Here is a 24846-nt window from a genome sequence, read left to right on the forward strand (position 1 = left end):
ACCCGACGGCATCACGCAATGCCTTGCGAAGCAGGCGAAGTCGGTCTACGCCGGCAGCGTCGGCTCGGTGTTCGGCTCCAGCGCCTCTTCCGCCTCATGCTCGTCCGGAAGCACCTCGCCATGCACCCCCAGCGGCCGGCCGATCCAGATGGGATCGACCAGATGGTCGCGCTTGGGGTTCTCCGTATTCGGGTGGATGAGGATGCTCAGGCCGCCATGGTTCAGCATCAGCCACGGAACCAGCGCGCCGAAAATCTCGTTGGCGAAGGAGACTTGGTACATGGCCTGCTCATGCGGGCCGACTTTCCCCTCATGCCAATTGCCCAGGCGCACGCGGAACCGTTCCGCGATGCGAAGCCGCAGCCATTCGGCATGCTGCCGCTCGGCCGCCCCGTCATAGTAGATATGGGCGTGATAGCTGGCGATCTCGGCGAGCGGCCGTGGACTGTCCTTGCTCATCTCGATGCCCTCCTCGCGGCATGTCAAATGGCGTCCGGCCATTCAGCCGAAGAACAAGGGTTTAAGCAAGGACCCGCCGGGAAGATCGGCAATGGCTGGACGCGGCTCTCATCGGCCACGCATGCCGTCACGCCGCTCACGGTGCGAGGCTTTCGGCTCCGCGCACATCGTGTAGTCTGACGGTTTTCTTGGGAACATGGCAAGATGAACACAGCCGAAACCCTGCCCTATCTGTCGTCGGCGGTTCTCGATCGCCTGGCGATCTCGACGCCTGAAATCGTCGACGAGATCGAACGCCAGATCATCGGCCAGCGGCGCGGCGAAGTCTGGTGCGCGCCCAAGGCCGCCGTGTGGCCGGGCGACGACCGCTACTTCATGGCGACGCTCGGCGTCGCCACCGTGCCGCCGGTGCTGGCCACCAAGTCGCTGGTGGTGAACCCGCGCAACGCCGGGCGCGGACTGGCCACGATCAATTCGCTGATCAGCCTGCTCGACGCCGAGACGGGCCTGCCGCTGGCCCTGGTCGACGGCAATTGGGTGACGGCCAAACGCACGGCGGGCCTGAGCGCCGTCGCCGCCCGGCGCATGGCAAGGCACGATGCGTCATCCCTGGCCTTCATCGGCTGCGGGGTGCAAGCGCGTGGCCACCTCGAAGCCTTCGCCGACCTCTTTCCCCTGCGCGAAATCCGCGCCTTCGGCCGGGGAAAAAGCAATCGCGACGCACTGTGCGAATTGGCCGGGTCGCGCGGCCTGGAAGCAATCCCCTGCGACACGGCAAGGGCCGCGGTGGAAGGCGCCGACATGGTGGTGTCGACGGTGACCCTGGTGCCCGAACCCGAACCGTTCCTCGACGCCAACTGGCTGAAGCCGGGAAGCTTCACCGCCATCACCGACCTCGCACTGCCCTGGCAGCCCGCAACCATGCGCCGCTTCGACCGCATCGTCGTCGACGATCTGGAGCAGGAGAAGCAGATGCCCAAACCCATGGTCGACCCCGCGCTGGTCGCCGGCGACCTGACGGGCCTTGTCTGCGGCGACTTTGCGGGGCGGCAGGGCCCAGGCGAGGTCACGGCGTTTGTGTTCCGGGGGATGGCGGTGGGGGATCTTGCGGTGGCGGGGTTGGTGTATATGCGGGCGCAGGCGGCGGGGGTGGTTGGAGCGTAGGGTAAAGCGAGCAGAGCGAGGAATATGCATGCTTTTATCGCTTGTCAAAATCCCGCGCTGCAACGGACCGCATGAGTTCATATAGCTCAACACGGCTTGAGTTTGCCGAGGCTGAATCGGCCAAATAGTCAAACTTAACCAGCAAGGCACAATTTCGCCTTGGGTTTAACAAAAGGCAATCAGACCATACGTCTTCTTTGTTCTCAATTGACGCCGCGTATTTTAGAATCCAGTACATGAGAATCTGCCTAAAGTCGCCAGACACAAAGTTCCTGTCCGTATGTTTTACTTCAATAAGAATATTTCTCAGCGAAAAGTCTCCGTTCCCTGATGCAATCCACCCATATCCCGGTATAAAGGGAGCTTTCTCCAGGGGCGCATCCGGTTGCTGCGCCCTCACACTTCTTAGCATCTCCATGAGATTATGCGCGGCTAGCTCGGCAACATCAATGTCGCACCGTTCGAGTTTTGTCGGAATTCTTGCGTCATAGTGCTGACTCTGGCGCCTTGCTGCTACCTTGAGGCAGTCGTCCCATGTTGCCTCGCTCAATCCATCACAGGCGAAATCGACGCGAGCCATCGCCACCTCGAACAACATGGCCTTTTGCAGTCGGCTTTGCTCAATTAGCTCAATCGGGATGGCATTCAACTCGGCAAACGAAAACATCGTCTTGTTCAATGATGACACTAGCCCTCCGGACAATCGAGGGAAAAGGATATCCAACACCCCGGGAATGTCCCGGGCAACAGTTCGTGGATCCCTTAAGGGGAGCCTGTTAAGAGCCATTTGCCACCCAGTCTTCATAACACGAAGCAAAAGTAGGCCCTATGGTTGGCTCAAACCCAAGCCGCCATTCTTGCGCTAGCGTCCTGCGCAACTGACTTCTTGCATGCGCTCCGTCATCCCCGAAATTGCCAGCTGAAAGCCAAACCATCCTTTGCTCGTCAGGGCCGAGATTCTGCCACTGATTTCTTAGGCGCATAAAGCTGGCACGATCGCCCCAATGCCGCCAGCAGTCGATGCAAGCACGCCTTACCGCTTGCGACGAAGATCCATCATAGATGCGACGTACAAAACGGCCGCGCACATCTGTTCTTCGAAAGCGTATAGCTCTCAAAAAATGAAGTAGATTGGCTTCTGGCATAAGCAGGTGTGACGCGGCTGCAGGCAATCTATCTAGAAGGCCATCAATCTGATCAAATACCACGCTAAAATCCTCGTTAGCGCGTACAGAGTACACACCGCGCATAATCTTTGCCCATGACGCTCTAAAAGAATCCAGGTTGCGAACGTCCAGCAAAGTTGCGCAAAGTTGGGCGGCTACAGTTGGCTCCTGAAATTTCAGAGCCCGTCCTATCTGAGCCAAAACGAAATTATCGGGCTGTGATTTTTGCTTCTCAAGGTCAAGCAGAAATTGAATATCAATATCATCAAAAGATTTTTTCAGCTCCTCGTAATCGCTCTTGGATGCGTCCGAATAAGGATCGAAATGCAAGTCAAGTTCCCTCAGCGCCGTGCTTGCATCTTCTCCGTGCCCGAGCAGGGCAGCAATATAATCCTTATAATGTTTGGCGCTCAGAATCGTAGTTTTCGTTCTATTAAGCGAAAGCCCGTAGTCAGCAAGTGAATGTGACAGTGTCGAAAGTGCCCGATAGGCGTCTTGTTGCGAGTCGCATATCAATGTAAAATCATCTACATAACGATGCCAAACTATTCCAGCATCTGAAAGAGATCCGTCTATCGGAGACATCATAACTTCCGCAAGAATTCGGGCGCACTGTCCACCGACGGGCAGACCGAAAGATCGACCCGATGAGAGTTTGCTCAGGATTCGATCGATCTGCACTGCAACCGTGGACCCAGCGGGGCTCAGATCGTTTAGGAGATTTTCCAATCTGTGGTGATAGATATGCTCGTAGTAACTGGATACGTCCGTTTGAATAACAACACTATCCTCATTGTTCAATGCTTCCTCATTTAAAGTTGCTTCTTTATAGGTTCTCCATGAGCGCGACCTGTCAAAGAATGATGGAAAATTGTGCAAGTCTCGGCCAAGCCGATAGGCATGCACCCGGGCACTCCGGCTGGCTTCGTTCGCTTCGGCTATAGCTAAGCCAAGACCATTAAGGTACAAGTTCCAAAATGGGTGTATTTTAGTCGTGATGCGAAAGCCGTGCGAGCCAGAAGGAGCAAGTAGGCGCTCCGCACCCACTGTAATCTCGCTCATAAAGGCGGCGGCCTGCCTAACAGATCTAGTGTTGATATTTTGAAATAACTCAAAACATATTTTTGATAGCTCTGGTGATCTGTCACGGATAAAGCTCGCGTCGATATCGTAGGGAAGAGTATCGTTTTCGCCGCTTTCCCCGATCTCCATCGCCGCTGCAAGAAAATTTCTCTCTTTAACGTCCAGCATAATACCATCCACAGCAGCATGGGCACGAATCTATGAGATGCCACCCCTAAGTTATACATTTGCAAGCTTCGTCATTAAAAGTCTAGACACTGAAATCTATCGATATTTTCGTTTCTATCACCGATCGAAATGATCGTGCCGCCGCAAGATGGGCGGCCCAGAAGTCGCGGCTTATGACAAAACTTGACTGGCCCACCTATTCGGATACTGTTGAGGAATGCTCCGAGAAGAAGCGGCGCCGGGCATTGAGGATAGCCGCACGATAACCGGCGAAGAGTTTTGTCTCTTATGTCGACGATAAGAAGAACCAGCGCCAGCTTGTAGTTGGCTATGCTGCCGAAACCCTCCTCGAGAGAAGCTCGCGGTCGCCCGGCAATGGGCTGGCCGTAAATCTATGGAGAAAGTTATGCGGTTTGCGTTGGTGAACAACGAACGAAGCGAAGCGGCCTCTAAGTTGGCAGGCTGTTGCCCCGGCTGTTCGCAGCCGACGGTCGCAAAGTGCGGAACACAACGAGTTTGGCATTGGGCGCATCGTGGCAATAGGAACTGCGACCCTTGGTGGGAGGCGGAAACCCTCTGGCACCGCAGCTGGAAAGGACAGTTTCCTTCAGAATGGCAGGAAATCTTCCGGCACGATGAAAAAGGCGAGAAGCACATCGCGGATGTGATGACCGACAATGGCATAGTGATTGAGTTCCAACATTCGCCCCTAGCCGCGCAGGAGAGAGCCACGCGCGAGGCTTTCTACCGGAACATGGTCTGGATCGTGGACGGGATGCGGCTGAAGCGGGACCGGCATCGGTTTTTCACAAGCGAAAAGCTGTTTAGGCTAGCCTTTGCAAAAGACCTATTCATCACGCATAGCCCTGAGAGTTGTCTGCCCGCTGTCTGGCTCAACTGCGCAAAGCCGGTCCTATTCGATTTTGAAGGCTTCGCTCCCCCGCAGGGTACACCCGGGGCAATGCAAGGGAAGCTCTGGTGCCTACTGCCGGGGCGCATTGACGGCTATGCCGTTCTCGCGGCTGTTTCTCGATCATGGTTTATAGACGCCGCTCGGAATAGGGGGCACATAATTCCCACTGAAGCTATTGCCTGGTTTGTCAAAAGGGGGCTAGCCGCTCGTCGTTGGAACTACGCGAGGCCTCCGCATTCTAGACCACCCCGAGGTCGTCGCCGAGCAAAGTTCTAGCGAGCATCAGTGGCGCGGGACTGCTGGGAAAGGGCAAAATAGGTTCACCCCCTCACCCCCCAGCCAGCCGCGGCAGCAGAAAAATCTCCGCCCCCGGCGGCAGCTCCTTGCTCCACGTATCCCTATAAATCGTCCCGTCGATCGCGACCGCAATGCCGCGATCGATCCACGGCTCGAACCCGGGGTACTGTTCAGCCAGTTTCCTGAACAGCTCCCTGATGTCCTTGGCCTCGACCTCGACCTTGCTCTTGCCGCCGGCGAGCTGGCCGAGCGCGCCCCAAAGCGTGACTTCGACCATCGGCGCTACGGTGTGCTGATATTCAGGTGAGGCCGGCCTGCAAATGGCAGGTTCCTGCGCTTCCGGTGCTCACGTACTTCAAGTACGCTCCGCTCCGGTTCTCGGAACCCGCCACTTTCGGCTCGGCCTGACCTGTATCTCAACACACCTTATCCCTAGCCTTCGCTCTACTCTCCCCGTTCCGCCTCGATCGCCGCCAGAATACGCGGCGGCGACATCGGGATGTGGGTCATGCGCACGCCGGCGGCGTTCGACACCGCGTTGGCGATCGCCGCCAGCGGCGGCACGATCGAGGTTTCGCCGACGCCGCGCACGCCATAGGGGTGGTTGGGGTTGGGGATTTCCAGGATCTGCGTGTCGATCATCGGCAGGTCGGAGCACACCGGGATGCGATAGTCGAGGAAGCCGGCGTTCTGCAGCCTTCCGTCCTTGCCGTAAATATACTCCTCGTTGAGCGCCCAGCCGATGCCTTGCGCCGCACCGCCCTGGTACTGGCCCTCGACATAGGTCGGGTGCACCGCCTTGCCGGCATCCTGCACCACCGTGTAGCGGATCACCCTGGTCGCGCCGGTCTCGGGGTCGACCTCGACGTCGCATATATGGGTGGCGAAGGAGACGCCGGCGCCGTCGGCGACGAGCTCGCTGTGGCCGGCGATCGGCCCGCCGGTCTTGCCGGACTGGGCCGCGATCTCCTTCAGCGACAGTTTGCCGAGATTGCCGTGCTTCTCGCCCTTGGCGACAGCGTGGCCCTGTTCCCAGACCACGTCGTCGACGGAAATGTCCCACATCTGCGCGGCGCGCTCGCGCAGGATCTTGATCGCGTTGCGGGCGGCCGAGATGGTCGCCATCGAGGAGGAGAAGGTGCCGCGGCTGCCGTCGGTCATGTCGTTGTAACCGAGGCTGGACGTGTCGGCGACAACCGCCTTGAGCTGGGCATAGTCGATGCCGAGCTCCTCCGCCGCCACCAGCGACAGCGACGCGCGCGAACCGCCGACGTCCACCGTGCCGACGGCGAGCGACACCGAGCCGTCCATGCCGATGTTCAGGTCCACGCAGGTCTGGCCGCCGAAATTGAACCAGAAGCCGCAGGCCATGCCCCTGCCCTGGTTTGCTTTAAGCGGCGCCTTCATGTGCGGATGGTTCTTCACCGCTTCCAGCGTCGGGCCGATGCCGATCGGGCCGTAGACCGGGCCGTAGGACGAGCGTGTGCCTTCCTGCGCGGCGTTCTTGATGCGGAAGTCGACCGGGTCCATGCCGAGCTCCTTGGCGAGCTCGTCGACGGCACTTTCCACCGCGAAGGCCGCCATCGGCGCCGACGGCGCGCGATAGGCCGCGGTCTTGGGCCGGTTGACCAGCACCTCGTAGCCGACGGTCTTGACGTTATCGAGCTTGTAGCAGGCGAACGCCGTCATGGCGCCGATCTCGGCCCAGGAGCCGGCATAGGGGCCGGCGCTGTAGCGCAGCGTGGCTTCCGCCGCGGTGATGGTGCCGTCCTTGCGGGCGCCGATCTTGACGTCGATCGAGGTGGCGCTGGTCGGCCCCGAGGCGCGGAACACCTCGTCGCGGGTCATCACCAGTTTCACCGGGCGTCCGGCCTTGCGTGACAAGGCAAGCGCCACCGGCTCGGCCCAGACATGGGTCTTGCCGCCGAAGCCGCCGCCGATCTCCGAGGAGGTGACGCGCAGCTTCGAGGCTTCCATGCCGAGCAGCTGGGCGCAGTGCTGGCGGTAGACGAAATGGCCCTGCGTGCAGACCCAGAGATCGGCGGTTCCGTCGGACGAGACGCTCGCCACGCAGGCATGCGGCTCGATATAGCCCTGGTGCGTCTGCTCGGTCTTGAAGGAGCGCTCGACGATGAAGTCGGCATGGCCGAAGCCCTGATGGACATCGCCATGACCGAACTGGCTGCGCTTGGTGACGTTGGAGGGTTTTGCCGGCTTTTCCTCCAGCCCCTCGGTGAAGATCGTGTCGTTGATCAGCGGGGCGTGGTGCTGCATCGCCTCGTCGACATCGGTGACATGCGGCAGGATCTCGTACTCGACCTCGATCAGCTTCAGCGCCTGCCTTGCCGTGCGGGCGTCGACGGCGGCGACCGCGGCCACCGCATGGCCGTCATAGAGCGCCTTGGTGCGCGCCATGCAATTGTCGAGGATGTCGTACATGGCGGCATCGCCATCGGTGAGGTCGGGCAGATCCTTCGCCGTGATCACCGCCTTCACGCCAGCTAGCTTTTCCGCCTTCGACGTGTCGATCTTGCGGATGATCGCATGCGCGTGCGGGCTGCGCAGCACGCGGCCGACCAGCTGGCCGGCCATGTTGAAGTCGGCGCCGTAGCGGGCGCGGCCCGTCACCTTGTCGACGCCATCGGGGCGGATCGGGCGCGTGCCGACGGATGCGAATTTACGCCCGGAAAAACGCGGATCGAAATTCATCTTCAGGCTCCCTTCATCACATGTGCGGCGTCCTGGACGGCGCGCACGATCTTGTCATAGCCGGTGCAGCGGCAGAGGTTCCCGGCCAGACCAAAGCGGATTTCCTCCTCGGTCGGGTCGGGGTTCTTGGCCAGAAGGTCTTTCGCCGCGATCAAAAAACCCGGCGTGCAGATGCCGCATTGCAGCGCCGCGTGCTCGAGGAATTTCTGCTGCAGCGTGTGCAACTGGTCGCCATGCGCCATGCCTTCGACGGTCTCGATGCGCCGGCCTTCGGCTTCCGCGCCCAGCACCAGGCAGGAGCAGACCAGCCGGTTGTCGAGGATGATCGAGCAGGCGCCGCAGTCGCCGGTGCCGCAGCCTTCCTTGGCGCCGGTCAGGCCGAGCCGGTCGCGCAGCACGTCGAGCAGCGTCTCGTCAGGCTGGCAGAGATATTCAATCGTGTCGCCGTTGATTGTCGTCGAGACTGCAATGCCAGCCATTATTTGCCTCCTGCACGTGCGTAGGCGGTCGTTGCGGCTCTCCCGGCCAGCACGCCCGCAACCTTCCGTCTGAACTCGATGGTGCCGCGCTTGTCGTCGATCGGGCGGCAGGCGCCGGCGCAGACTTTTGCCAGCCGCTCGAGCGCTGCGTCGTCCAGCTTCCTGCCGACAAGCGCCTCGGCGGCCTCTTCCACCAGCAGCACCGTCGGTGCCGCCGCGCCCAGCGCCACGCGGGCCGCCGTGACGACGCCATGCTCGTCGATCGTCAGGTTCACCCCGGCGCTGACCACGGCGATGTCCATCTCGGTGCGCGGAATGAAGCGCAGATAGGCATCGCCCGAACGCGGCGAGCGCTTGTCGAGCAGGATCGCCTCGATGATCTCGCCCTTGGCGAGCGATGTCCTGCCCGGCGCGGTCGGCACGGCCTCGACGGCAATGGTGCGCTTGCCCGAGGGTCCGGCGATCACCGCCTTGGCGCTCGCGGCCACCAATGCCGGAACGCTGTCCGCCGCCGGCGAGGCGTTGCACAGATTGCCGGTGATGGTGCAGCGTCCCTGCACCTGCTTCGAGCCGATCAGCTTGGCCGCCTCGACGACGCCGGGCCATGCCTTCTTCAGGGCGGCGTTCTCGCCCAGCACGGCGCAGGGAACGGCAGCGCCAATGCTGAAGCCGTCGGCGGTTTCGCGGATTTCGCTCAAGCCCGCGATCGACTTGATGTCGACGATCAGGTCGGGCTCGACAAAGCCCCCCTTCATCCTCACCAGAAGGTCGCTGCCTCCGGCCAGGATGGCTGCCGTGCCAGCCGATCCGGCCAATTGGCCAACGGCATCTTCGATTGAAAGCGGACGTATGTAGCGCATCGTCTCCCCTTGGATATCGCGATTTCAGCGACCGTTATAAACACTCTCCTCATAATGGCTATCGGGTTCGTCATTTGCGACGATTGGTCCAGCCGCCGCAAAATCGAGTCCCAAATCGACCTGGTTTGCCCTACGCCAGTGCATGTCGCCAAAAGCGTGCAGCGGTTTTGCGACAACGACATGCACAGGGACTAAGACAGGCTCGCGGCCGGGTTCTCGAAAAGTTTGAGAGCCCGTGTCGGATCGGTCAAGCCCCGTTCGTCCTTGGGACATCGAACAGGCATCATGAAAGGACACGATATGCCCGGCACCGTACGTTTGCACCGCGTTCTCACCACCAGCCCGCAAAAGGTCTATCGCGCCTTCGTCGAAGCCGACGCGCTGGCGAAATGGCTTCCGCCGAACGGCTTCACCTGCACGGTCCATCAGTTCGAGGCCAAGGTCGGCGGCACGTTCAAGATGTCGTTCCGCAACTTCACCACCGGCGGCAGCCACGCCTTCGGCGGCGAATATCTCGAACTCGTTCCGGGCGAGCGCCTGCGCTACACCGACAGGTTCGACGACCCCAATTTGCCGGGCGAGATCCAGGTGACCGTGATCCTGAAAAAAGTCTCGGTCGGCACCGAAATCGACATCACCCAGGCCGGCATCCCCGACGTCATCCCGGTCGAGGCCTGCTATCTCGGCTGGCAGGAATCGCTGAGAAACCTGGCAAAGCTGGTCGAGCCGGAGATCAATCAGTAAGGCAGTTCCAGAAACTGCGCGGCGCCGCCGTCGATGACATGCTCATCGGCGGCGGTTGTGCGTTGAGGCCTTGACCATGCGATCGCGTGCGTGAAATCCTCCCGGCCAAAGGGAGGCGTTTCCATGCGACATCTGCCGCTCGTGCTTTCCGCCCTGCTGCTGGCCACCTCTGCCGAAGCCAGGACCATCTACTACGGCAACAAGGTGGGAATGGAACTCACCATCGTCAAAAAGTCAGGCATCGGCTCCGAGCACGCCAGCATCCTGGCCAAGCACAACAGGCAGAAGGCGGGCGTCTACTGCCGCGAATATGGCCATGATTTCTCCAAGGAGTGCATCGACGCGGAAATGAAGTCGCCCCTGCACTTCGAAATATCCGCCAACTGCAAGACCGGCAAGTTCACCACCTTCTATGGCGCCAACATGCTGTTCCAGGGCCGCAACAAGGGTACTGAGGTGACGACGGATTACCTGATCACATCGATCGATGACAATGTGGTGCTCGATGGCTCCGGCGCCTCCTCATACGATGTCACGCTGGACCAGTTCAAAGCGCTCTGCCCCAATCGAGTACGCTAGCGGCGTTTGCGACACTGTGCCGATCGGAACAATCGGAGGCGGAACCATGACCCTGACCAACCGGGATATCGTCGAGCTGACCGAATGGCGGCGCAAGCTGCACCGGCAGCCGGAAATCTCCAACGAGGAGGAAAAGACGGCGAAGGAAGTCGTCTCCTTCCTCGCCGACACCGGGCCGGACAAGGTCCTGACCGGCCTCGGCGGGCACGGCGTGGCGGCGGTCTACGACAGCGGCAAGGCCGGGCCGACCGTGCTGTTCCGCTCCGAACTCGACGCGCTGCCGATCGAGGAGCTTTCCGGCGTGCCGCATGCCTCGCAGGTGCCCGGCAAGTCGCATATGTGCGGCCATGACGGGCACACCGCGATCCTGGCCGCGCTTGGCCGCCAGCTGGGGCGCCAGCGCCCGGCCAGCGGCCGCGTCGTGCTGATGTTCCAGCCGGCCGAAGAGACCGGCAACGGTGCTGCCGGCGTCGTCGCCGATCCGCGCTATGGCGAGATCGCGCCGGATTTCGCCTTCTCGCTGCACAATCTGCCCGGCGTGCCGTTCGGCGAGGTCAGGCTGAAGCCCGGCGTGGTCAACTGCGCCTCGCGCGGCATGCGCATCGTGCTCGAGGGCAAGACCGCGCATTCCTCCATGCCCGAGACCGGCATTTCGCCGATGCCGGCGATCTCAGAGCTGATGCCGGCGCTGCCGGCGCTCGGCCGCGCCACCTTCGCCGACGACGATTTTTCCATGGTCACCGTCACCCATGCCGCGATGGGCGAAGCCGTGTTCGGCATCGCGCCCGCGCATGCTGAGGTGTGGGCGACGCTGCGCACCCGCCGCGACGAGCGCATGGCGGATCTGTGCGCCGCGGCGCAAGCCGTGGTCACGGACATCGCGGCCCGCCATCGCCTCTCCGCGCGCTGGGATTATCACGAGATCTTCGTCGCCAGCGTCAATGCGCCGGACGCGGTGGAGCACCTGCAACGCGCGCTCGACGAAGAAGGCGTCGTGTACGGTGAAGAGGCCCTGCCGATGCGTGCCTCGGAAGATTTCGGCCTGTTCGGCCGCAGCGCCAGATCGGCGATGTTCTTCCTCGGCGCCGGCGAACGGCACCCTTCCCTGCACAATCCGGATTATGATTTTCCCGACGACCTGATCCCGATCGGCTCGAAAATCTTCATGCGCACGGCGCGCAATCTGCTGGGGTGAGCGCGCCCGCCCCCGTTACGCGGACTTGAGGAACGGGCGCTTCTGGACGCCCCGCTTTGCCTGGTAGGTCGCGGCGGGAACCGGACGGCCGACGCGGAAACCCTGGATCTTGTCGATGCCGAACTCACGCATCAGCGCGATCTGCTCGTCGGTTTCCACGCCTTCGACCAGGATCTTGTGGCCGCGATTGCGAACCAGCGCGATGATGTCCTGCAGCATCGCCATGCCCTTCGGAGTGCCGCAATCGTGCAGGAACGAGCGGTCGATCTTCACCGTGTCGAAATCGATCAGACGCAGCCACGACAGGCCGGCGAAGCCGGTGCCGAAATCATCGAGCCAGATCTTGATGCCGAGCAGCTTCAGGTCGCTGATGCAGCGCAGGATGTCAGAGTGCATCTCCATCTCGAGCCCTTCGGTGATTTCGAAGGCCAGCCTGTTGCCGGTCACGCCCGTCTCGCCCAGAATGGTCGCGACGGAAGCGGCGAAGCCAGGCGTCTTGAGCTGGATCGGCGAGACGTTGACACTGACGAGGGGGACGTGATCGTCCGCCAGCAGCTCGGCGCACACCGTCCGTATTGCCCAGCGGCCGAGTTCCAGGATCGCCCCGGTGCGTTCCGCCACGGGAATGAACAGGCTCGGCGGAACCAGGGTTCCGTCCAGCATCTTGAGACGCATCAGCGCCTCCACGGCCTCGACCCGGCCCGACACGACATCCTGGATCGGCTGGTAGACGAGTGAAACGAGGCCCTGGCCGATCGCGATCTTCAGGAGCGCTGCGAGGTTCTCGCTCTCGTCGCTGCTCTGCGGATCGGTCGGGTCGAACAGCCGGGCGCAATTGCGCCCGCCGGCCTTGGCCAAATAGAGCGCGCGATCGGCCTCATGGATGATCTTTTCCAGCTTGGCGCCGGCCTGCGTCCTGGTGAAAGCAGCACCCACGCTCGCCGTCACGATCGAGATACCGTCGCGCCTGAGCTCGTGGGTGATCGCCAGGTTCTCCACCGTGCGGCAGATGGCTTCGGCCAGTTCGGCGACCTGGTCCTTCTTGTCCATGCGGGCGAGCACGATGAATTCCTCGCCGCCATAGCGCCCGATCGAGCCATTGTAATTCTTGATCAGATCGCTCAGCGCATTGGCGACATGGATCAGGCAGCGGTCGCCTTCCTGGTGCCCGTAGCAGTCGTTGAACTTCTTGAAGAAGTCGACGTCGATGAGGATGGCGGCGAACTTGCTGCCAAGCTTTTGCCAGTCGCTCCAATGATCGCGCAGCTTCTCGTCGATCGCACGCCGGTTCTCCAGCCCCGTCAGCGGATCCGTCCGCGACAGTCTGAGCAGGGCCTTGCCGCGTTCGGTCGCCTCCTTGTGCTGGATCTTGGCTTCCAGCGCGTTCAGGAAGACGTTGTAGCGCTCTTCATTCAGCTTCCAGTTCACATAGGAGGTGAAGGTGAAGCACGAAACGTAGAAAATTCCAAATACCATCTTGTATGTCAGCGAGGCTGGTACAAAATAGTTCACGACATACAAGATACACAATATGATTGTCGACGTTATGATCGACACCTTGAAGCTGAACGTGAAAAATAGATTGGCGCTCATCATGAAAATGGTGCCGAACACCATGTAATAGGCGACGCTTTCCTTGTCCGCCCCCATGGAAGCCGGAAGCAGCCAACCGATATAGCCAAAGATGATCGCCGCGGCGCAGGTCACATCAAGCCATTCCGTCGCGACGCCCCGGCGAAGCTGCCCCTCCAGGGTCAGCAGAGCGGTCAACCCCACCGCAAAGCGCGCCGTAATCGTGTAGGCCGCCACGTCAGGTATCAGCAGCAGGTCCGATACCGAAAACAGCACATAGATGACAACGGCGATCCAGAGCCCGGGCCTGGCGTCTTTCCTTCGCTTCGCCAGGGCTTCGTCGCGGTAAAGGATGCGCAGCTCCGCCACCCCCAGTTCCTGGCGCGGATCATACGGTTCCACATCCGCCGTATCGGCCAATCTAGATGACGCGCGTTCGTTCACAAGCCCCTGCGAAAGGGGATTCTGCGCTCCGAACTTTTTTCCAGCTTCTGCCCCCACGCAGGACGACTCCTTGGGACGCGACACGATTGCCACGCGGTAAAATGCGATGGCGCCAGACAAGTTTGCGTTAACTCGGACCCAGAATCTTATCTGCAAGATCGCTAATAAATTGAGATGGTTAGCGGGAAATTAATCATAACAATAAAATGCCTCCGAGGTGCCGTTGGCAAAGGGAGCATTCTACGCAATAAGTTAACTGACTGTTAACCAAGGAGTCCTGGTGTGCAAACCGTGTTTGATGGGCAAAGCCTGATTACCGCCGAGATTATCGCCGGCAGTCTGCCCCGGGGTAAGCTCGAGCATCATGGCGAAGAGTTCGAAACCGCCCGTGCGGAACTGGCACTCATCCTCCACGCGACTCAGCAGCAGATCGAGCAGCAAAAATATGCCGCCGAGATCGTTCGCCGGCTGTTGTCGCTGCTCAGCGCGCTGCGGGCCAAGGTGCATCCCGACGTCTGGCAGGCCCTGATACCGGTGGCGCAGAACCACCCGATCCTGGAGTATTTTCTCCAGGATCCGCTGACTCACTGGTCCTTCACCAAGCCCAGGGGCTATTCCGGCGACGCGCAGTTGCTCGACTACATCTATTGCGACCCGCACGTGGCCGAGAGCGTGGCGAGCGCTTCCGAGATCGGCAAGGCGCTTTACAGCCATACCCAGAACGTTCCGTCATGCGTGGCGGCACGCGAACGGCGCGATCTCCTGACCCGCTATGTCGATGAGACCGCGGCCAAGAACGGCCCCGAAACCGAGGTGCTCGCCATCGCCGCCGGCCACCTGCGCGAAGCCAACCGCTCCGTCGCTCTGGCCGAGGGCCGTCTCAAGCGCTGGGTCGCGCTCGACCAGGATCCGCAGAGCGTCGGGCTGATCGCACGCGACTTCCAGGGCACCGCGGTCGAGGCCGTCGACGGCTCCGTGCGGACCGTGCTGACCAGGGGCCACAAGCTCGGCAAGTTCGATCTCATCTACGCCTCGGGCCTCTACGACTACCTCCAGCACAATGTCGCCGTGAAACTCACCAAGACCTGCCTGCAGATGCTGAAGCCGAACGGCACATTCCTGTTCGCCAACTACGCCGAGGGCACCCCCGACGCCGGCTACCGCGAGACGTTCATGGACTGGGTGCTGCTGCTGCGCTCGGAGGTCGACATGTGGAATATCGTCAACGCCAGCGTCGACCGCAACGCCGTCGAGGCAAAGGTGTATTTTGGTGAGAACCGCAATGTTCTGTACGCGGTGATTGAAAAGCGGGGATAGGCGGTTCGCGCTTGCACCCCGCGTGAATTGTCGGCTGTATCTGGTCCAATGGTGACCGTCGTCCCCTGGCCGTTTCGCGCCTCATAGGAGCTCTTAGAACCCAGAGCGGCTCTGCGGTCAGGCTGAAGGCGATCTACCCTGCACCCGGGAGGGATTGCGGCAGGCCGAATATGGGCAGGACCGTCTTTTCGAAGGCGGTCATGGCGCCGATTTGGTCGCCGGCGAGAGCGAGGACGAAGAGGCCGGATCCGTGGATGCCTGTGGGTGTGTGCCTGTAGACGCCGAATGCCGGCTGACAATTGGCTCGCGTCGGCACCAGTTCGTATCTCTGTCCCGAGCCGAAAATGGGGGCGAAGAAGTGGCCCACAATGTCTCGACCCTGGTATTCCAGCGGCACCGGCGGCATCGACAAGAAGACGTCGCCGGTCAACAGCGCCACCAACGCGTCGATGTCGGCGGATTCGTAGGCGCTGACGAACTTCGCCACGATCGCGTCCTCGGCAGGTGAGTTGCCGGCCGGCGGCGGCTCTCGGACAGTGGTTACCGTCAGTCGGCGCTGCATTCCCGCACGGGCGCGTTTGAGCGCGCTTTTGACAGATTCAACTGAAGTGTCCAGCATGTCGGCGACTTCGTCCGTGTGGAATCCGAGGACGTCGCGCAGGATGAGGACAGCGAGCTGGCGCGGCGGCAAGATCTGCAGGGCGGTCACAAAGGCCAGGGAAATGGATTCGGTTTGCTCGTAGCGCGCCTCCGGACCGAGTGGCACGCTGATCGCACCGTCCAGAAGGGCGTCGGGATAGGGCTCGAGCCAGGGAATTTCGCCGAGTCCGGTGGGTTCCGGCGGCTGGATTCCCGGGATGTCCCACTGCTTTGCCGGACGTCGGCGCGCAGAGCGCAGCACGTCGAGGCAGCGGTTGGTGGCGATGCGGTAGAGCCAGGTGCGAAGCGAGGCGCGCCCGTCGAAACGTTCGAGACCTCTCCAGGCGGCGAGCATCGTGTCCTGGAGAGCGTCCTCGGCGTCCTGAAACGATCCGAGCATCCGGTAGCAGTGCACCTGTAGCTCGCGACGGTGCGGCTCTGTCAACGCCCGGAATGCCTCGCCGTCGCCGCTCCGCGCCCTCGACATCAGGTCCGTTCTCGCCAACTCCACGCCTCCTTGTGTGCGGTTCCATACTGTATTGACGCCGGCCAGGGCGCAAAAGGAGCGGTCGCCGAGCGCCCCCTTTTGCGATGCCGCGGCGTCTACTTCTGCGACAATATCGTCAAAGGAGCACGGAAATGGGAAAGATCGTCATCAGCACAAATGCCACACTCGATGGAGTGGTCCAGGATCCGGACGGCCAGGAAGGCTTCGAACTGGGCGGCTGGTTCCGCCAGTCCGCGGGGGCCAAGGACATCGAAGACTGGACCGCCAACGAGACGGAGGAAGTGCTGGGTGCCGAGGCGCTGCTGCTGGGCAGGCGCAGCTTCGAGTGGTTCGCGTCCCGGACGCCCTTTATGGACGTCCGCGTGGGCAGCAAGTGGGCGGCCAGAATGAACGGCATCCCCAAATACGTCGTGTCCTCGACACTCGATCATCCTCAGTGGGGCAGCACCACGGTCCTCAACGGCGATGCGGCAAAGGAGGTTTCGGAGTTGAAGCGGAAAGTGGACGGGGAAATCCTGGTCTATGCCAGCTATCAGCTGGTGCACACACTGATAGAACATAACCTGGCCGATGAACTGCGGCTGACGGTCTTCCCGGTCGTGCTGGGAACCGGCCAGCGTCTCTTCGGCGAGACCAGCAACAAGAAACCGCTGCACCTGGTCAATACGCGAAAGATCGGCGACGGCCTGGTGTCCCACGCCTACGAATTCGTGCAGGGATGACGGCGGTAGACGGCGACGAAGTCGCGTTCGCCGGTGTAGAAGCAGTGTCTCCCGTTTTCACGGAATGCGCAGGGACAGCGCAGGGCCATGGCGTGGACGGTGTTTTCGTCCGCGCCAACGCCGGAGCGCCGGACAAAGCAGCGATTGTCGACGGTGACTCCGACCGGTCATAGTGCGGCGGGAGCGTGCTCGCGCAGCGCTTCATCGTCGACGCACTGGCGCCTGGCCTGGGCGGCAGGAACGGAAAGCAAGGGATCATGAGCACCGTCATCGTTGTCGGCCACGTCAATCACGACCAGGTCTGGTCGCTGTCAGCGCCCCTCGTCTCGGGCTCGCGCATCACCTATTCCGAGCGTGTTGTCAGGCTTGGCGGCGGCGGCTTCCACACCGGCACGCAGTTGGCGAAGCTCGGCAACCATGTCCGGCTGATCAGCAACCTGATGGACGACGACTATGGCCGGGCAGCACTCGCCACGTTGCAGGCGAGCGGCATCGATACCGGCTACGTCACCGTGTGGGCCGGCGAAACCCGGTTCACGGAAATCCTGCTCGAGCCAAACGGCGAGCGCACCATTTTGAACACCAGCGGCCAACTGCGCCCTCCCTTCGCCGCACCCGAGCCCGTCAGCGGCGACGCCGCCTATCTCAACGCCCTGGTGCTCGACGACGGCCTGGTTGCCTCGCTGCGAACGATCCCGCTTGTCATCTCGCAGTTTCCGTTGCGCAGCCCATCGCACCGCCCGGCCGACATCGTCATCGGATCGCGCGCCGACTTTCCCGGCGAGGACATACGGGGGATCTGGGATCGGGCATCAGGGATTGCCGGGCCTCGCCTGGGGACGCTGGTGCTGACCGATGGAATGCGGCCGATCTCGCTCTATGACGGCAAGGCGCTCAATCACGTCATGCCGCTGAAGCAGGTTAGCGTGCCCGACACGATCGGCGCAGGCGACTGTTTCACCGGGATCTTCCTGCACGGCCTGCTGCAGGGGCTGACCCCTGAGTTTTCCGCCGAACAGGCCAGCCGGCAAACCGCCGAATGGCTGTCGGAACGATCACGCACCGGCTGAATCAGGGGCTCCGGCAGGGCCGGCTTTCATGGAAATGTCATAAAAATCAAATGGAAACCGACATTCGAGTGAACTAGAAGCCATGTCCTGGAGAGATCGTGATCGAGGCGTCGGCAAGCCGGCGCATCCTCCATGATCCCGGTCTTCCGCCATCCCGATGATGTCGCCGATCTTGTCGATCGCGAAATCCATCCTGAGAGACATGACATGTGGCTGAGTGAATTCGAAATTGTCCTGCGCGACCGCGTCATCCAGAACGGCGCCGTCAGGATCGAAGACGGCCGGATCGCCGAAATCCGCGACAGGCCTGTCGACCATGCCGATATCCAGGGTGGCGGCCGCCTGCTGCTGCCCGGCTTCATCGACATGCATGGCGACATGGTGGAGAGGGAAGTCGAGCCGCGCATCGGCGTCCACGTGCCGATGCGGATCGGCATTGCCGAGCTCGACAAGAAGCTCGCCTCCTGCGGCATCACCACGGCCTATGCAGCGCTTTCCTTTATCGGCGCCAGCGTCACCAGCGGCGTGCTGCGCTCGGAAGGCCATACCAAGGAAATCATCGATACCATTGCCGGGATGAAGGACCACTTGTTGGTCGACCACCGCATCCACGCCCGCTTCGAAGTGACCTTCACCCCTGCGATTCCCAGACTGCAGAAGCTGATGGACGCCGGCAGGCTGCATTTGATCTCGCTGATGGATCACACGCCCGGACAGGGACAGTACCGCGACGTCGAGCTCTACATCGCCCGCATCGCCAAGGAGCGCGGCATGTCGGTTGCCGCGGCCTCCGAGGTCGTCGGCAAGCGCATGGCGGGCCGCAACGGCCAGGGCGATGTGCTGAACGCCCTGCAGGACCTGTCGGCGCGTGCCCGGGCCGCCGGCGTCGTGCTCGCCTCGCATGACGACGACACGCCGGAAAAGGTGGAGCTGGTGCGTGGCCTGGGTGCCGCGCTCTCGGAATTCCCGGTGACCCTGGAGGCGGCGCAGGAAGCCCGCAGGCTCGGCATGCATTCCGCCATGGGCGCGCCCAACGCGCTGCGCGGCGAGTCCTATTCCGGCAATCTTTCCGCCCGGCAGGCCTATCAGGCCGGGCTGCTCGACATGCTGGCCAGCGACTACCATCCGGCCTCCATCCTGCCGGCCGTGCTCGGCCTGGCGGAGCTGCGGGGCGATGGCCTCGCGGCGGCGGCGGCGCTGACAAGCGCCAACCCGGCCAACGCCCTGGGACTCACCGATCGCGGCGCCATCGAGCCCGGTCTTCTGGCCGATTTCGTGGTGGCCGACCGCCATCCCGTGCCACGCGTCCGCGCCACCTTCCGCGCCGGCCGCATGATCTACGGTGATGGCACGCTTGCACCAGCGGGCAAGGCAGAACGCCTCGGCCCGGTCGCGGCTGAACGGCTACCCGATGCCGCCCGGGAAAGCGCGTAGCGCTTTCCCCTCCGAAATTGAGTTGGAGCAGCTCGCCGTTTCCGGGAAACGGTGAACTGCCCTAGACATCGAGCACGACAGTCATGCCGCGCACCTCGGCCATTTCCAGCAGTATGTCCTGCAGGGTTTCGATGGCTAGCGTCGCTCCGGTCCTTGCCAGCAACTCGGTGATACTCTCTTTCATGGAAATCACCGCAACTCCGGTTTTCTCGGAAAGCAGCCGTCCGATAGCCGCGCGGATCAGGGCATTCTGGTCAGGCATGATTCCCCCTTCATGCTGGATGACGGTATAAGTCTTCTCGAACGGCATGCTTTTTGCACAACTTCTGCGAGCTTTAGCTTGCGCTTGCAAGCCGTTTTGATATGTCCGATCTCCATTATTTATCCGACAGTTGCCCGGCGACGACAGCGACGGCAGCGCCCAGTGATTGCCGCTTGCTCCATCTCAAACCGGTCCGACGGCACTTCGTGCCGACGGAGCCCGATGAGAGCCCCGCCCCCTGCCGAGCCGGCAATTCCGTAAATCTGTCGAAAATGAAGCACGCGCCTCTCGGCTCGTCCAGGATCCCAAAACGGTTCAATGCAAACCTCCCCCGGGAGCCCTGTAACGCACGCACCCATTAGGGGTTGCATGAGGGTGGAAATCTTTTTGCCATGGTGAAACCGCCGATCGCGCGCCATGCCTGCCGGCAAGGTGTCGGCAGGAATAACGCGTCCCGACAAAGATTGACCGCTGGCCCTTGCCGAAGCCGGCGGCCTCGCTCATCCATGGCGTACAGACAACAGCCTGGAACCAGCGATGACCGATGCCAGACTTCATCTCGTCGAAGCGACGATCGACCAACTGCGCCGCGCGCTCGATGACGGCACGGTCACCAGCGTCGAACTGGTCGCGGCATATCTCAGGCGCATCGCGCATTTCGACCGGCATGGCATCGGCCTCAACGCAGTCCCCGTGCTCAATCCCGCCATGTTCGAGGAGGCCGCCGCTTCCGACCGGCGGCGGTGCAACAATGCCTTGCTCGGGCCACTCGACGGCATCCCCTACACCGCCAAGGACAGCTACAAGGTCAAAGGCCTGACGGTCGCCGCCGGCTCGCCGGCCTTCGAGCATCTCATCGCCAATGAGGACGCCTTCACCATCGCCCGGCTGCGCGCCGGCGGCGCCGTACTGATCGGTCTTACCAACATGCCGCCAATGGCCAATGGCGGCATGCAGCGCGGCGTCTATGGCCGCGCCGAAAGCCCCTACAATGCCGATTACCTGACCGCAGCATTCGCGTCGGGCTCATCGAATGGTTCGGGCACCGCAACGGCCGCCAGCTTCTGCGCCTTCGGTCTCGGCGAGGAGACCTGGTCGTCCGGCCGGGCGCCAGCCACCAACAACGCGCTGGTCGCCTACACCCCGTCGCGCTGCGTCATTTCCGTGCGCGGCAACTGGCCATTGGTGCCGACCATGGATGTCGTGGTGCCACACACACGCAGCGTGCCCGACATGTTGGAACTGCTCGACGTGATCGTCGCCGACGACCCGCAGACGCGCGGCGATTTCTGGCGCGCACAGCCCTGGGTCGCGCTGCCGAAGAGTTCTCAAGTGCGGCCGCAGCGCTATACCGACCTGATGCTTGAGGGCTCGCTGAAAGGCATGCGGCTCGGCGTGCCGAAAATGTATATCGGCCGCGACAGCGAGGCCGACCGGCCAATCGAAACCCGCGCCTCGGTGCGGGCGCTATGGGAACAAGCCGCGGCCGATCTCAAGCAGCTTGGCGCCGAGGTGGTGGAGGTCGGTTTTCCCGTCGTCTCCAACTACGAGCGCGACCGTCCCGGCGCCCGCACCATGGTCGAGCGCGGGCTGGTGCCGCCGGATTTCGCCGACCGCGAAATCTGGGATCTCTGCATCTGGGGCTGGGACGATTTCCTGCGCGCCAATGCCGATCCGGCCCTGCCCGACCTCGCCTCGGTCGACGGCCCGAAAATCTTCCCGCAGCCGCCGGGTACATTGCCTGATCGCTACGAGGGTGGCTTCGACCTGGCGGAATATGTCGAGCGCGCCAAATCCGGCGTCACGCCCTTCAGGGATATTCCGACGCTTGAAGAGGGCCTGAAAGGGCTGGAAGCGACACGGCGGATCGATTTCGAGGACTGGCTCGACGCGCAAGGCATCGACGCCGTGGTGCTGCCAGCCGCCGCCGATGTCGGCCCGGCCGACGCCGACATCGACGAGGCGTCGGCCGCGCTCGCCTGGCGCAACGGCACCTGGGTCGCCAACGGCAATCTGGTCTGGCGCCATTTCGGCATTCCGACCGTCACCGTGCCGATGGGCACGATGGCCGACATCGGCATGCCGGTCGGCCTCACCTTCGCCGGCAAGGCCTATGACGACGCAAATCTGCTGCGCATGGCCGGCGATTACGAACGCGCCACCCAGCGCCGCACAAGCCCGCCACGCACGCCGGAACTGGCCGATGATGTGTTTTCAGGGCGGAGCGCCAAGGCTGGCGGCAGCGCGGCGCCGCCGCTTGCCATCGCGCTCGCCACCGAGATGGGCAGTTCCGGAGATCAGGACGAGATCGCCATCACGCTCGACCTGCTAGCCGAGGCGCAAAACGCCAGCGTCAAAGTCCATGTCAACGGAGAGCCCGTCGCGATGCAGCGAGCCGGCGCGCGCTTCAGCGGGCGTGCACTCGTGGCGGGCGCCGAGCATCAGCGCCTCCATAGCGTCTGGCGCGGCTCCTATGGCTCGATCGTGACGGCGGTGGTGCGGCTGGAGGATGGCCGCACCGCCGGCGCCTATCGCGTCACGGGCGGGATCGGGTGAGGGCATGGTGCCGTTCGGCACAAGCGGAAAGCAGTTCCATGAGTTCTGGATTGACGCCGCTGGGCTATGATGCACGGTTGGCGGCGATGAAGGCGTCAATCGATCCAAAGAACGCCGGCAGTTCGGCTTTGATCCTCTCGTCGCTCCACTCCCACCAGCGAATAGCGAGCAAACTCGCGATCTGGTCATCCGTAAACCTGTTCCGGATGAGCCTGGCGGGATTTCCCGCGACGACCGAATAGGGTGCGACATCCTTGGTGACGATCGAGCCGGCTCCGACAACGGCACCGTCTCCAATATTTATTCCCGGCAGGATGATTGCGCGTCGTCCAATCCAGACGTCGTTGCCGATTTTTGTCGGTCCGTTGACCACCAGATCATCGTAGGCCGCGACCGAATTCGTCATGTGAACTTCAAATGGGAAAGTCGAGACAAAGTGCGTCGGATGATTGGCGCGGCAAAGGAACAGCGTCTCCTCCGCTATGGAGCAGAACGCTCCTATCTCAAGCGGTGAGGTCTCGTCACAGCCATAGATATTGCTTGGCTTTGTGTAGAAGAGCGTTCTTCGCCCAATCGATGCATGCTGCGGCATCTTTTCCGGCTTTGGCGCGCGTCGAAGGCCGAGCATGGTTCGAAGTTTTCTTGCAAATCCCATTTTTTCTAAGCCATGGTTGGTCTTGACCGGCCGTCACGGAAGGTGGCGCCGTAGAGCGCCACCGTTACCGCTACCCCCGCGCCGCCCACAGCAGACCACGCTCCACAATCAACGCCATTTCCGGCACCGCGAACTCGTCCGCCGTGTGCCCAAGCGAACTGTAGAAAACCTTTCCCGCGCCATATCTGCGTTTCCAGACCACCGGCATGACGACGCCATCGATGCCCGGAAAATGCGCGTCGCTGAAAGTGGTGGTCGCCAGCACCTCGTTGCTCGGGTCGACATGCATGTAATACTGCTCCGACCGGTAGGCGAAATCACCGACGCCTTTGGTGATCGGGTCGTCGGGCTGTGTGATCACCACACGATAATCGATGATGTTGCCGGGGTGCGCGACCCATTGGCCGCCGGTCATGAACTGGTAGTCGGGCTCGTTGCGGAAACTGTCGCCCATCGTGCCGTGGAAGCCGCCGAGGCCTGTTCCCTCGCGAACCGCGGCAGTCAGGTTCTGCAGCTCGGCCTTTTCGATCGTCGACATGGTGATGGCAGGTACGATGAGATCGAAGGAAGGCAGTTCCGGATCGGCGAACATCGCCGTGCCCTGGCCCAGCGTGACATCAAACCCATTGCGCTGAAGCAGTCCGCGAACGACGTTGGCACTGCGTTCCGGCGTGTGGCCTTCCCAGCCACCCCAGGCAATCAAAGCCTTCTTCGCCATGCCGTGAACCTCCTGAATCGCCCGCCGCGATCGATGGTTACATGGCGCGGCCGTCAGCGCCAGCCCAGGGCCGGCGCGACATGGGTCAGGATCGCCTCGATGACATGGGCGTTGTAGTCGACGCCGAGCTGATTGGGCACGGTGAGCAGCAGGGTGTCGGCCTCGGCGATCGCCTCGTCCTGTGCCAGCTCCTTGATCAGCACGTCCGGCTCGGCGGCGTAGCTGCGGCCAAAGATCGCCCGCGTATTCTCCTCGATGAAGCCGATCTGGTCGCGGCTCTCGTTGCCGCGGCCGAAATAGGCGCGGTCGCGGTCGTCGACCAGCGCGAAGATGCTGCGGCTGACCGAGACGCGCGGCTCGCGCTCGTGCCCGGCCGCTTTCCACGCCTCGCGATAGATCCGGATCTGCTCGGCCTGCTGGATGTGGAAGGGCTTGCCGCTCTCGTCGAACTTCAGCGTCGAACTCTGCAGATTCATGCCGAGCTTGGCCGCCCATTCCGAGGTGGCGTTGGTGGCCGCACCCCACCAGATACGCTCGCGCAGGCCTTCCGAATGCGGCTCGAGCCTGAGCAGCCCGGGCGGGTTGGGGAACATCGGCCGTGGATTGGGCTGCGCGAAGCCTTCGCCGCGCAGCGTGTCGAGAAAAACCTCGGCGTGATGCCGCGCCATGTCGGCGTCGCTTTTGCCGTCCTGCGGCTGGTAGCCGAAATAACGCCAGCCATCGATCACCTGTTCGGGCGAGCCACGGCTGATGCCAAGCTGCAGCCGGCCACCGGCGATGATGTCGGCAGCCCCCGCATCCTCGGCCATGTAGAGCGGATTCTCATAGCGCATATCGATGACCGCCGTGCCGATCTCGATGCGGCTGGTCTTGGCGCCCACCGCCGCAAGTAGCGGGAACGGCGAGGCGAGCTGGCGGGCGAAATGATGCACGCGGAAATAGGCGCCGTCGGCGCCGAGCTGCTCGGCCGCGACGGCGAGATCGATGGATTGCAGCAGCGCGTCGGAAGCCGAACGTACCTGCGATTGCGACGAGGGCGTCCAGTGCCCGAATGACAGGAAACCGATTTTTTTCATGGCCCTGAAGTATATGCGGGCGGCACATGCTTCAATGCCAAAACAGCGGGGTTACAC

Annotated in this window: 24 protein-coding genes and 1 pseudogene; 11 read left to right on the plus strand and 14 right to left on the minus strand. The window is 62.2% G+C overall.

The features are described from left to right. Positions 1-45 precede the first annotated feature (45 nt). Positions 46-459, minus strand: coding sequence for a DOPA 4,5-dioxygenase family protein (locus ACWGS8_RS11580; protein WP_454581045.1), 414 nt, complete (start codon positions 457-459; stop codon positions 46-48). 204 nt (positions 460-663) lie between these two features. Here ACWGS8_RS11580 and ACWGS8_RS11585 point away from each other — a divergent pair, with 204 nt between their 5' ends. Next, complete coding sequence (locus ACWGS8_RS11585) at positions 664-1623, plus strand: ornithine cyclodeaminase family protein (RefSeq protein WP_454581046.1); 960 nt, start codon at positions 664-666, stop codon at positions 1621-1623. Between the two features lie 34 nt (positions 1624-1657). Here ACWGS8_RS11585 and ACWGS8_RS11590 read toward each other — a convergent pair whose 3' ends face one another. Next, entirely contained in the window at positions 1658-2311 is a 654-nt protein-coding gene (locus tag ACWGS8_RS11590) for a hypothetical protein (protein ID WP_454581047.1), read from the minus strand. Positions 2312-2399: 88 nt separating this feature from the next. Continuing rightward, positions 2400-4040 (minus strand): RNA-directed DNA polymerase, encoded by a 1641-nt coding sequence (locus ACWGS8_RS11595; protein ID WP_454581048.1) that lies wholly within the window; start codon positions 4038-4040, stop codon positions 2400-2402. Positions 4041-4446: 406 nt separating this feature from the next. Between ACWGS8_RS11595 and ACWGS8_RS11600 the strand changes: the two are divergent. Then, positions 4447-4581 (plus strand): annotated as a pseudogene (locus ACWGS8_RS11600) (competence protein CoiA family protein); the annotation flags it as partial. 126 nt (positions 4582-4707) lie between these two features. Next, positions 4708-5229 (plus strand): competence protein CoiA family protein, encoded by a 522-nt coding sequence (locus tag ACWGS8_RS11605; protein ID WP_454581274.1) that lies wholly within the window; start codon positions 4708-4710, stop codon positions 5227-5229. Between the two features lie 52 nt (positions 5230-5281). On the opposite strand, the gene ACWGS8_RS11610 is transcribed toward ACWGS8_RS11605, so the two are convergent. The 4 genes from ACWGS8_RS11610 to ACWGS8_RS11625 form a co-directional block, all read right to left on the minus strand. After that, a complete protein-coding gene (locus ACWGS8_RS11610; RefSeq protein WP_013894215.1) occupies positions 5282-5527 on the minus strand; it encodes a MoaD/ThiS family protein in 246 nt (81 codons plus the stop codon). A gap of 167 nt (positions 5528-5694) precedes the next feature. Next, entirely contained in the window at positions 5695-7959 is a 2265-nt protein-coding gene (locus ACWGS8_RS11615) for a xanthine dehydrogenase family protein molybdopterin-binding subunit (RefSeq protein ID WP_454581049.1), read from the minus strand. Positions 7960-7961: 2 nt separating this feature from the next. After that, positions 7962-8438 carry a (2Fe-2S)-binding protein gene (locus ACWGS8_RS11620; protein ID WP_454581050.1) on the minus strand — a complete coding sequence of 159 codons (477 nt, stop codon included), beginning with the start codon at positions 8436-8438 and terminating at the stop codon, positions 7962-7964. Continuing rightward, entirely contained in the window at positions 8438-9298 is an 861-nt protein-coding gene (locus ACWGS8_RS11625; protein ID WP_454581051.1) for an FAD binding domain-containing protein, read from the minus strand. The genes ACWGS8_RS11620 and ACWGS8_RS11625 overlap by 1 nt, the downstream gene beginning before the upstream one ends. Before the next feature lie 300 nt (positions 9299-9598). Between ACWGS8_RS11625 and ACWGS8_RS11630 the strand changes: the two genes are divergently transcribed. Further along, positions 9599-10042: an SRPBCC family protein gene (locus ACWGS8_RS11630; protein ID WP_454581275.1), complete on the plus strand. Its 444-nt coding sequence runs from the start codon at positions 9599-9601 to the stop codon at positions 10040-10042. Here ACWGS8_RS11630 and ACWGS8_RS11635 read toward each other — a convergent pair. Beyond that, positions 10036-10167: a hypothetical protein gene (locus ACWGS8_RS11635; RefSeq protein WP_454581052.1), complete on the minus strand. Its 132-nt coding sequence runs from the start codon at positions 10165-10167 to the stop codon at positions 10036-10038. The genes ACWGS8_RS11630 and ACWGS8_RS11635 overlap by 7 nt on opposite strands. Here ACWGS8_RS11635 and ACWGS8_RS11640 point away from each other — a divergent pair. After that, positions 10166-10621 (plus strand): hypothetical protein, encoded by a 456-nt coding sequence (locus ACWGS8_RS11640; RefSeq protein WP_454581053.1) that lies wholly within the window; start codon positions 10166-10168, stop codon positions 10619-10621. The genes ACWGS8_RS11635 and ACWGS8_RS11640 overlap by 2 nt on opposite strands. 46 nt (positions 10622-10667) lie before the next feature. Continuing rightward, positions 10668-11816: an amidohydrolase gene (locus tag ACWGS8_RS11645; RefSeq protein ID WP_454581054.1), complete on the plus strand. Its 1149-nt coding sequence runs from the start codon at positions 10668-10670 to the stop codon at positions 11814-11816. 15 nt (positions 11817-11831) lie between these two features. On the opposite strand, the gene ACWGS8_RS11650 is transcribed toward ACWGS8_RS11645, so the two are convergent. Next, positions 11832-13832, minus strand: a complete 2001-nt coding sequence (locus tag ACWGS8_RS11650; RefSeq protein ID WP_454581055.1) for a putative bifunctional diguanylate cyclase/phosphodiesterase — start codon at positions 13830-13832, stop codon at positions 11832-11834. A 282-nt stretch (positions 13833-14114) separates the two neighbouring features. Here ACWGS8_RS11650 and ACWGS8_RS11655 point away from each other — a divergent pair, with 282 nt between their 5' ends. Further along, a complete protein-coding gene (locus ACWGS8_RS11655) occupies positions 14115-15149 on the plus strand; it encodes a class I SAM-dependent methyltransferase (RefSeq protein ID WP_454581056.1) in 1035 nt (344 codons plus the stop codon). Positions 15150-15282: 133 nt separating this feature from the next. On the opposite strand, the gene ACWGS8_RS11660 is transcribed toward ACWGS8_RS11655, so the two are convergent. Further along, positions 15283-16293, minus strand: a complete 1011-nt coding sequence (locus tag ACWGS8_RS11660) for a sigma-70 family RNA polymerase sigma factor (protein ID WP_454581057.1) — start codon at positions 16291-16293, stop codon at positions 15283-15285. Positions 16294-16427: 134 nt separating this feature from the next. Here ACWGS8_RS11660 and ACWGS8_RS11665 point away from each other — a divergent pair, with 134 nt between their 5' ends. The 3 genes from ACWGS8_RS11665 to ACWGS8_RS11675 all read left to right on the plus strand — a co-directional run bounded on the left by ACWGS8_RS11665 (position 16428) and on the right by ACWGS8_RS11675 (position 19522). Next, a complete protein-coding gene (locus ACWGS8_RS11665; RefSeq protein WP_454581058.1) occupies positions 16428-17018 on the plus strand; it encodes a dihydrofolate reductase family protein in 591 nt (196 codons plus the stop codon). A gap of 185 nt (positions 17019-17203) precedes the next feature. Beyond that, on the plus strand, positions 17204-18088 hold the full coding sequence (locus tag ACWGS8_RS11670) for a PfkB family carbohydrate kinase (RefSeq protein ID WP_454581059.1): 885 nt from the start codon (positions 17204-17206) through the stop codon (positions 18086-18088). A 207-nt stretch (positions 18089-18295) separates the two neighbouring features. Continuing rightward, positions 18296-19522: an alpha-D-ribose 1-methylphosphonate 5-triphosphate diphosphatase gene (locus ACWGS8_RS11675; RefSeq protein ID WP_454581276.1), complete on the plus strand. Its 1227-nt coding sequence runs from the start codon at positions 18296-18298 to the stop codon at positions 19520-19522. 61 nt (positions 19523-19583) lie between these two features. Here the strand turns inward: ACWGS8_RS11675 and ACWGS8_RS11680 are convergent, their stop codons facing one another. Further along, positions 19584-19832, minus strand: coding sequence for a hypothetical protein (locus ACWGS8_RS11680; protein WP_454581060.1), 249 nt, complete (start codon positions 19830-19832; stop codon positions 19584-19586). A 489-nt stretch (positions 19833-20321) separates the two neighbouring features. On the opposite strand from ACWGS8_RS11680, the gene ACWGS8_RS11685 reads away from it, so the two are divergent. Beyond that, positions 20322-22340: an amidase gene (locus ACWGS8_RS11685; RefSeq protein WP_454581061.1), complete on the plus strand. Its 2019-nt coding sequence runs from the start codon at positions 20322-20324 to the stop codon at positions 22338-22340. 64 nt (positions 22341-22404) lie between these two features. On the opposite strand, the gene ACWGS8_RS11690 is transcribed toward ACWGS8_RS11685, so the two are convergent. From ACWGS8_RS11690 to ACWGS8_RS11700, 3 genes are all read right to left on the minus strand, one after another. After that, entirely contained in the window at positions 22405-22968 is a 564-nt protein-coding gene (locus ACWGS8_RS11690) for a CatB-related O-acetyltransferase (RefSeq protein WP_454581062.1), read from the minus strand. A gap of 97 nt (positions 22969-23065) precedes the next feature. Then, complete coding sequence (locus ACWGS8_RS11695) at positions 23066-23713, minus strand: ThuA domain-containing protein (protein ID WP_454581063.1); 648 nt, start codon at positions 23711-23713, stop codon at positions 23066-23068. Between the two features lie 53 nt (positions 23714-23766). Next, the gene (locus ACWGS8_RS11700; protein ID WP_454581064.1) at positions 23767-24789 is read right to left on the minus strand and encodes an LLM class flavin-dependent oxidoreductase; all 1023 of its coding nucleotides are present in this window, start codon (positions 24787-24789) and stop codon (positions 23767-23769) included. Positions 24790-24846: the final 57 nt, after the last annotated feature.

It is taken from the genome of Mesorhizobium sp. 43Arga, from assembly GCF_053714255.1.

Bases quoted from the DNA above. Each gene is read 5' to 3' on its own strand.
- ACWGS8_RS11580 (WP_454581045.1), bottom strand. From the start codon at position 459: ATGAGCAAGGACAGTCCACGGCCGCTCGCCGAGATCGCCAGCTATCAC.
- ACWGS8_RS11585 (WP_454581046.1), top strand. From the start codon at position 664: ATGAACACAGCCGAAACCCTGCCCTATCTGTCGTCGGCGGTTCTCGAT.
- ACWGS8_RS11595 (WP_454581048.1), bottom strand. From the start codon at position 4,040: ATGCTGGACGTTAAAGAGAGAAATTTTCTTGCAGCGGCGATGGAGATC.
- ACWGS8_RS11605 (WP_454581274.1), top strand. From the start codon at position 4,708: ATGACCGACAATGGCATAGTGATTGAGTTCCAACATTCGCCCCTAGCC.
- ACWGS8_RS11610 (WP_013894215.1), bottom strand. From the start codon at position 5,527: ATGGTCGAAGTCACGCTTTGGGGCGCGCTCGGCCAGCTCGCCGGCGGC.
- ACWGS8_RS11615 (WP_454581049.1), bottom strand. From the start codon at position 7,959: ATGAATTTCGATCCGCGTTTTTCCGGGCGTAAATTCGCATCCGTCGGC.
- ACWGS8_RS11620 (WP_454581050.1), bottom strand. From the start codon at position 8,438: ATGGCTGGCATTGCAGTCTCGACGACAATCAACGGCGACACGATTGAA.
- ACWGS8_RS11625 (WP_454581051.1), bottom strand. From the start codon at position 9,298: ATGCGCTACATACGTCCGCTTTCAATCGAAGATGCCGTTGGCCAATTG.
- ACWGS8_RS11630 (WP_454581275.1), top strand. From the start codon at position 9,599: ATGCCCGGCACCGTACGTTTGCACCGCGTTCTCACCACCAGCCCGCAA.
- ACWGS8_RS11640 (WP_454581053.1), top strand. From the start codon at position 10,166: ATGCGACATCTGCCGCTCGTGCTTTCCGCCCTGCTGCTGGCCACCTCT.
- ACWGS8_RS11635 (WP_454581052.1), bottom strand. From the start codon at position 10,167: ATGGAAACGCCTCCCTTTGGCCGGGAGGATTTCACGCACGCGATCGCA.
- ACWGS8_RS11645 (WP_454581054.1), top strand. From the start codon at position 10,668: ATGACCCTGACCAACCGGGATATCGTCGAGCTGACCGAATGGCGGCGC.
- ACWGS8_RS11665 (WP_454581058.1), top strand. From the start codon at position 16,428: ATGGGAAAGATCGTCATCAGCACAAATGCCACACTCGATGGAGTGGTC.
- ACWGS8_RS11675 (WP_454581276.1), top strand. From the start codon at position 18,296: ATGTGGCTGAGTGAATTCGAAATTGTCCTGCGCGACCGCGTCATCCAG.
- ACWGS8_RS11680 (WP_454581060.1), bottom strand. From the start codon at position 19,832: ATGCCGTTCGAGAAGACTTATACCGTCATCCAGCATGAAGGGGGAATC.
- ACWGS8_RS11685 (WP_454581061.1), top strand. From the start codon at position 20,322: ATGACCGATGCCAGACTTCATCTCGTCGAAGCGACGATCGACCAACTG.
- ACWGS8_RS11690 (WP_454581062.1), bottom strand. From the start codon at position 22,968: ATGCTCGGCCTTCGACGCGCGCCAAAGCCGGAAAAGATGCCGCAGCAT.
- ACWGS8_RS11695 (WP_454581063.1), bottom strand. From the start codon at position 23,713: ATGGCGAAGAAGGCTTTGATTGCCTGGGGTGGCTGGGAAGGCCACACG.
- ACWGS8_RS11700 (WP_454581064.1), bottom strand. From the start codon at position 24,789: ATGAAAAAAATCGGTTTCCTGTCATTCGGGCACTGGACGCCCTCGTCG.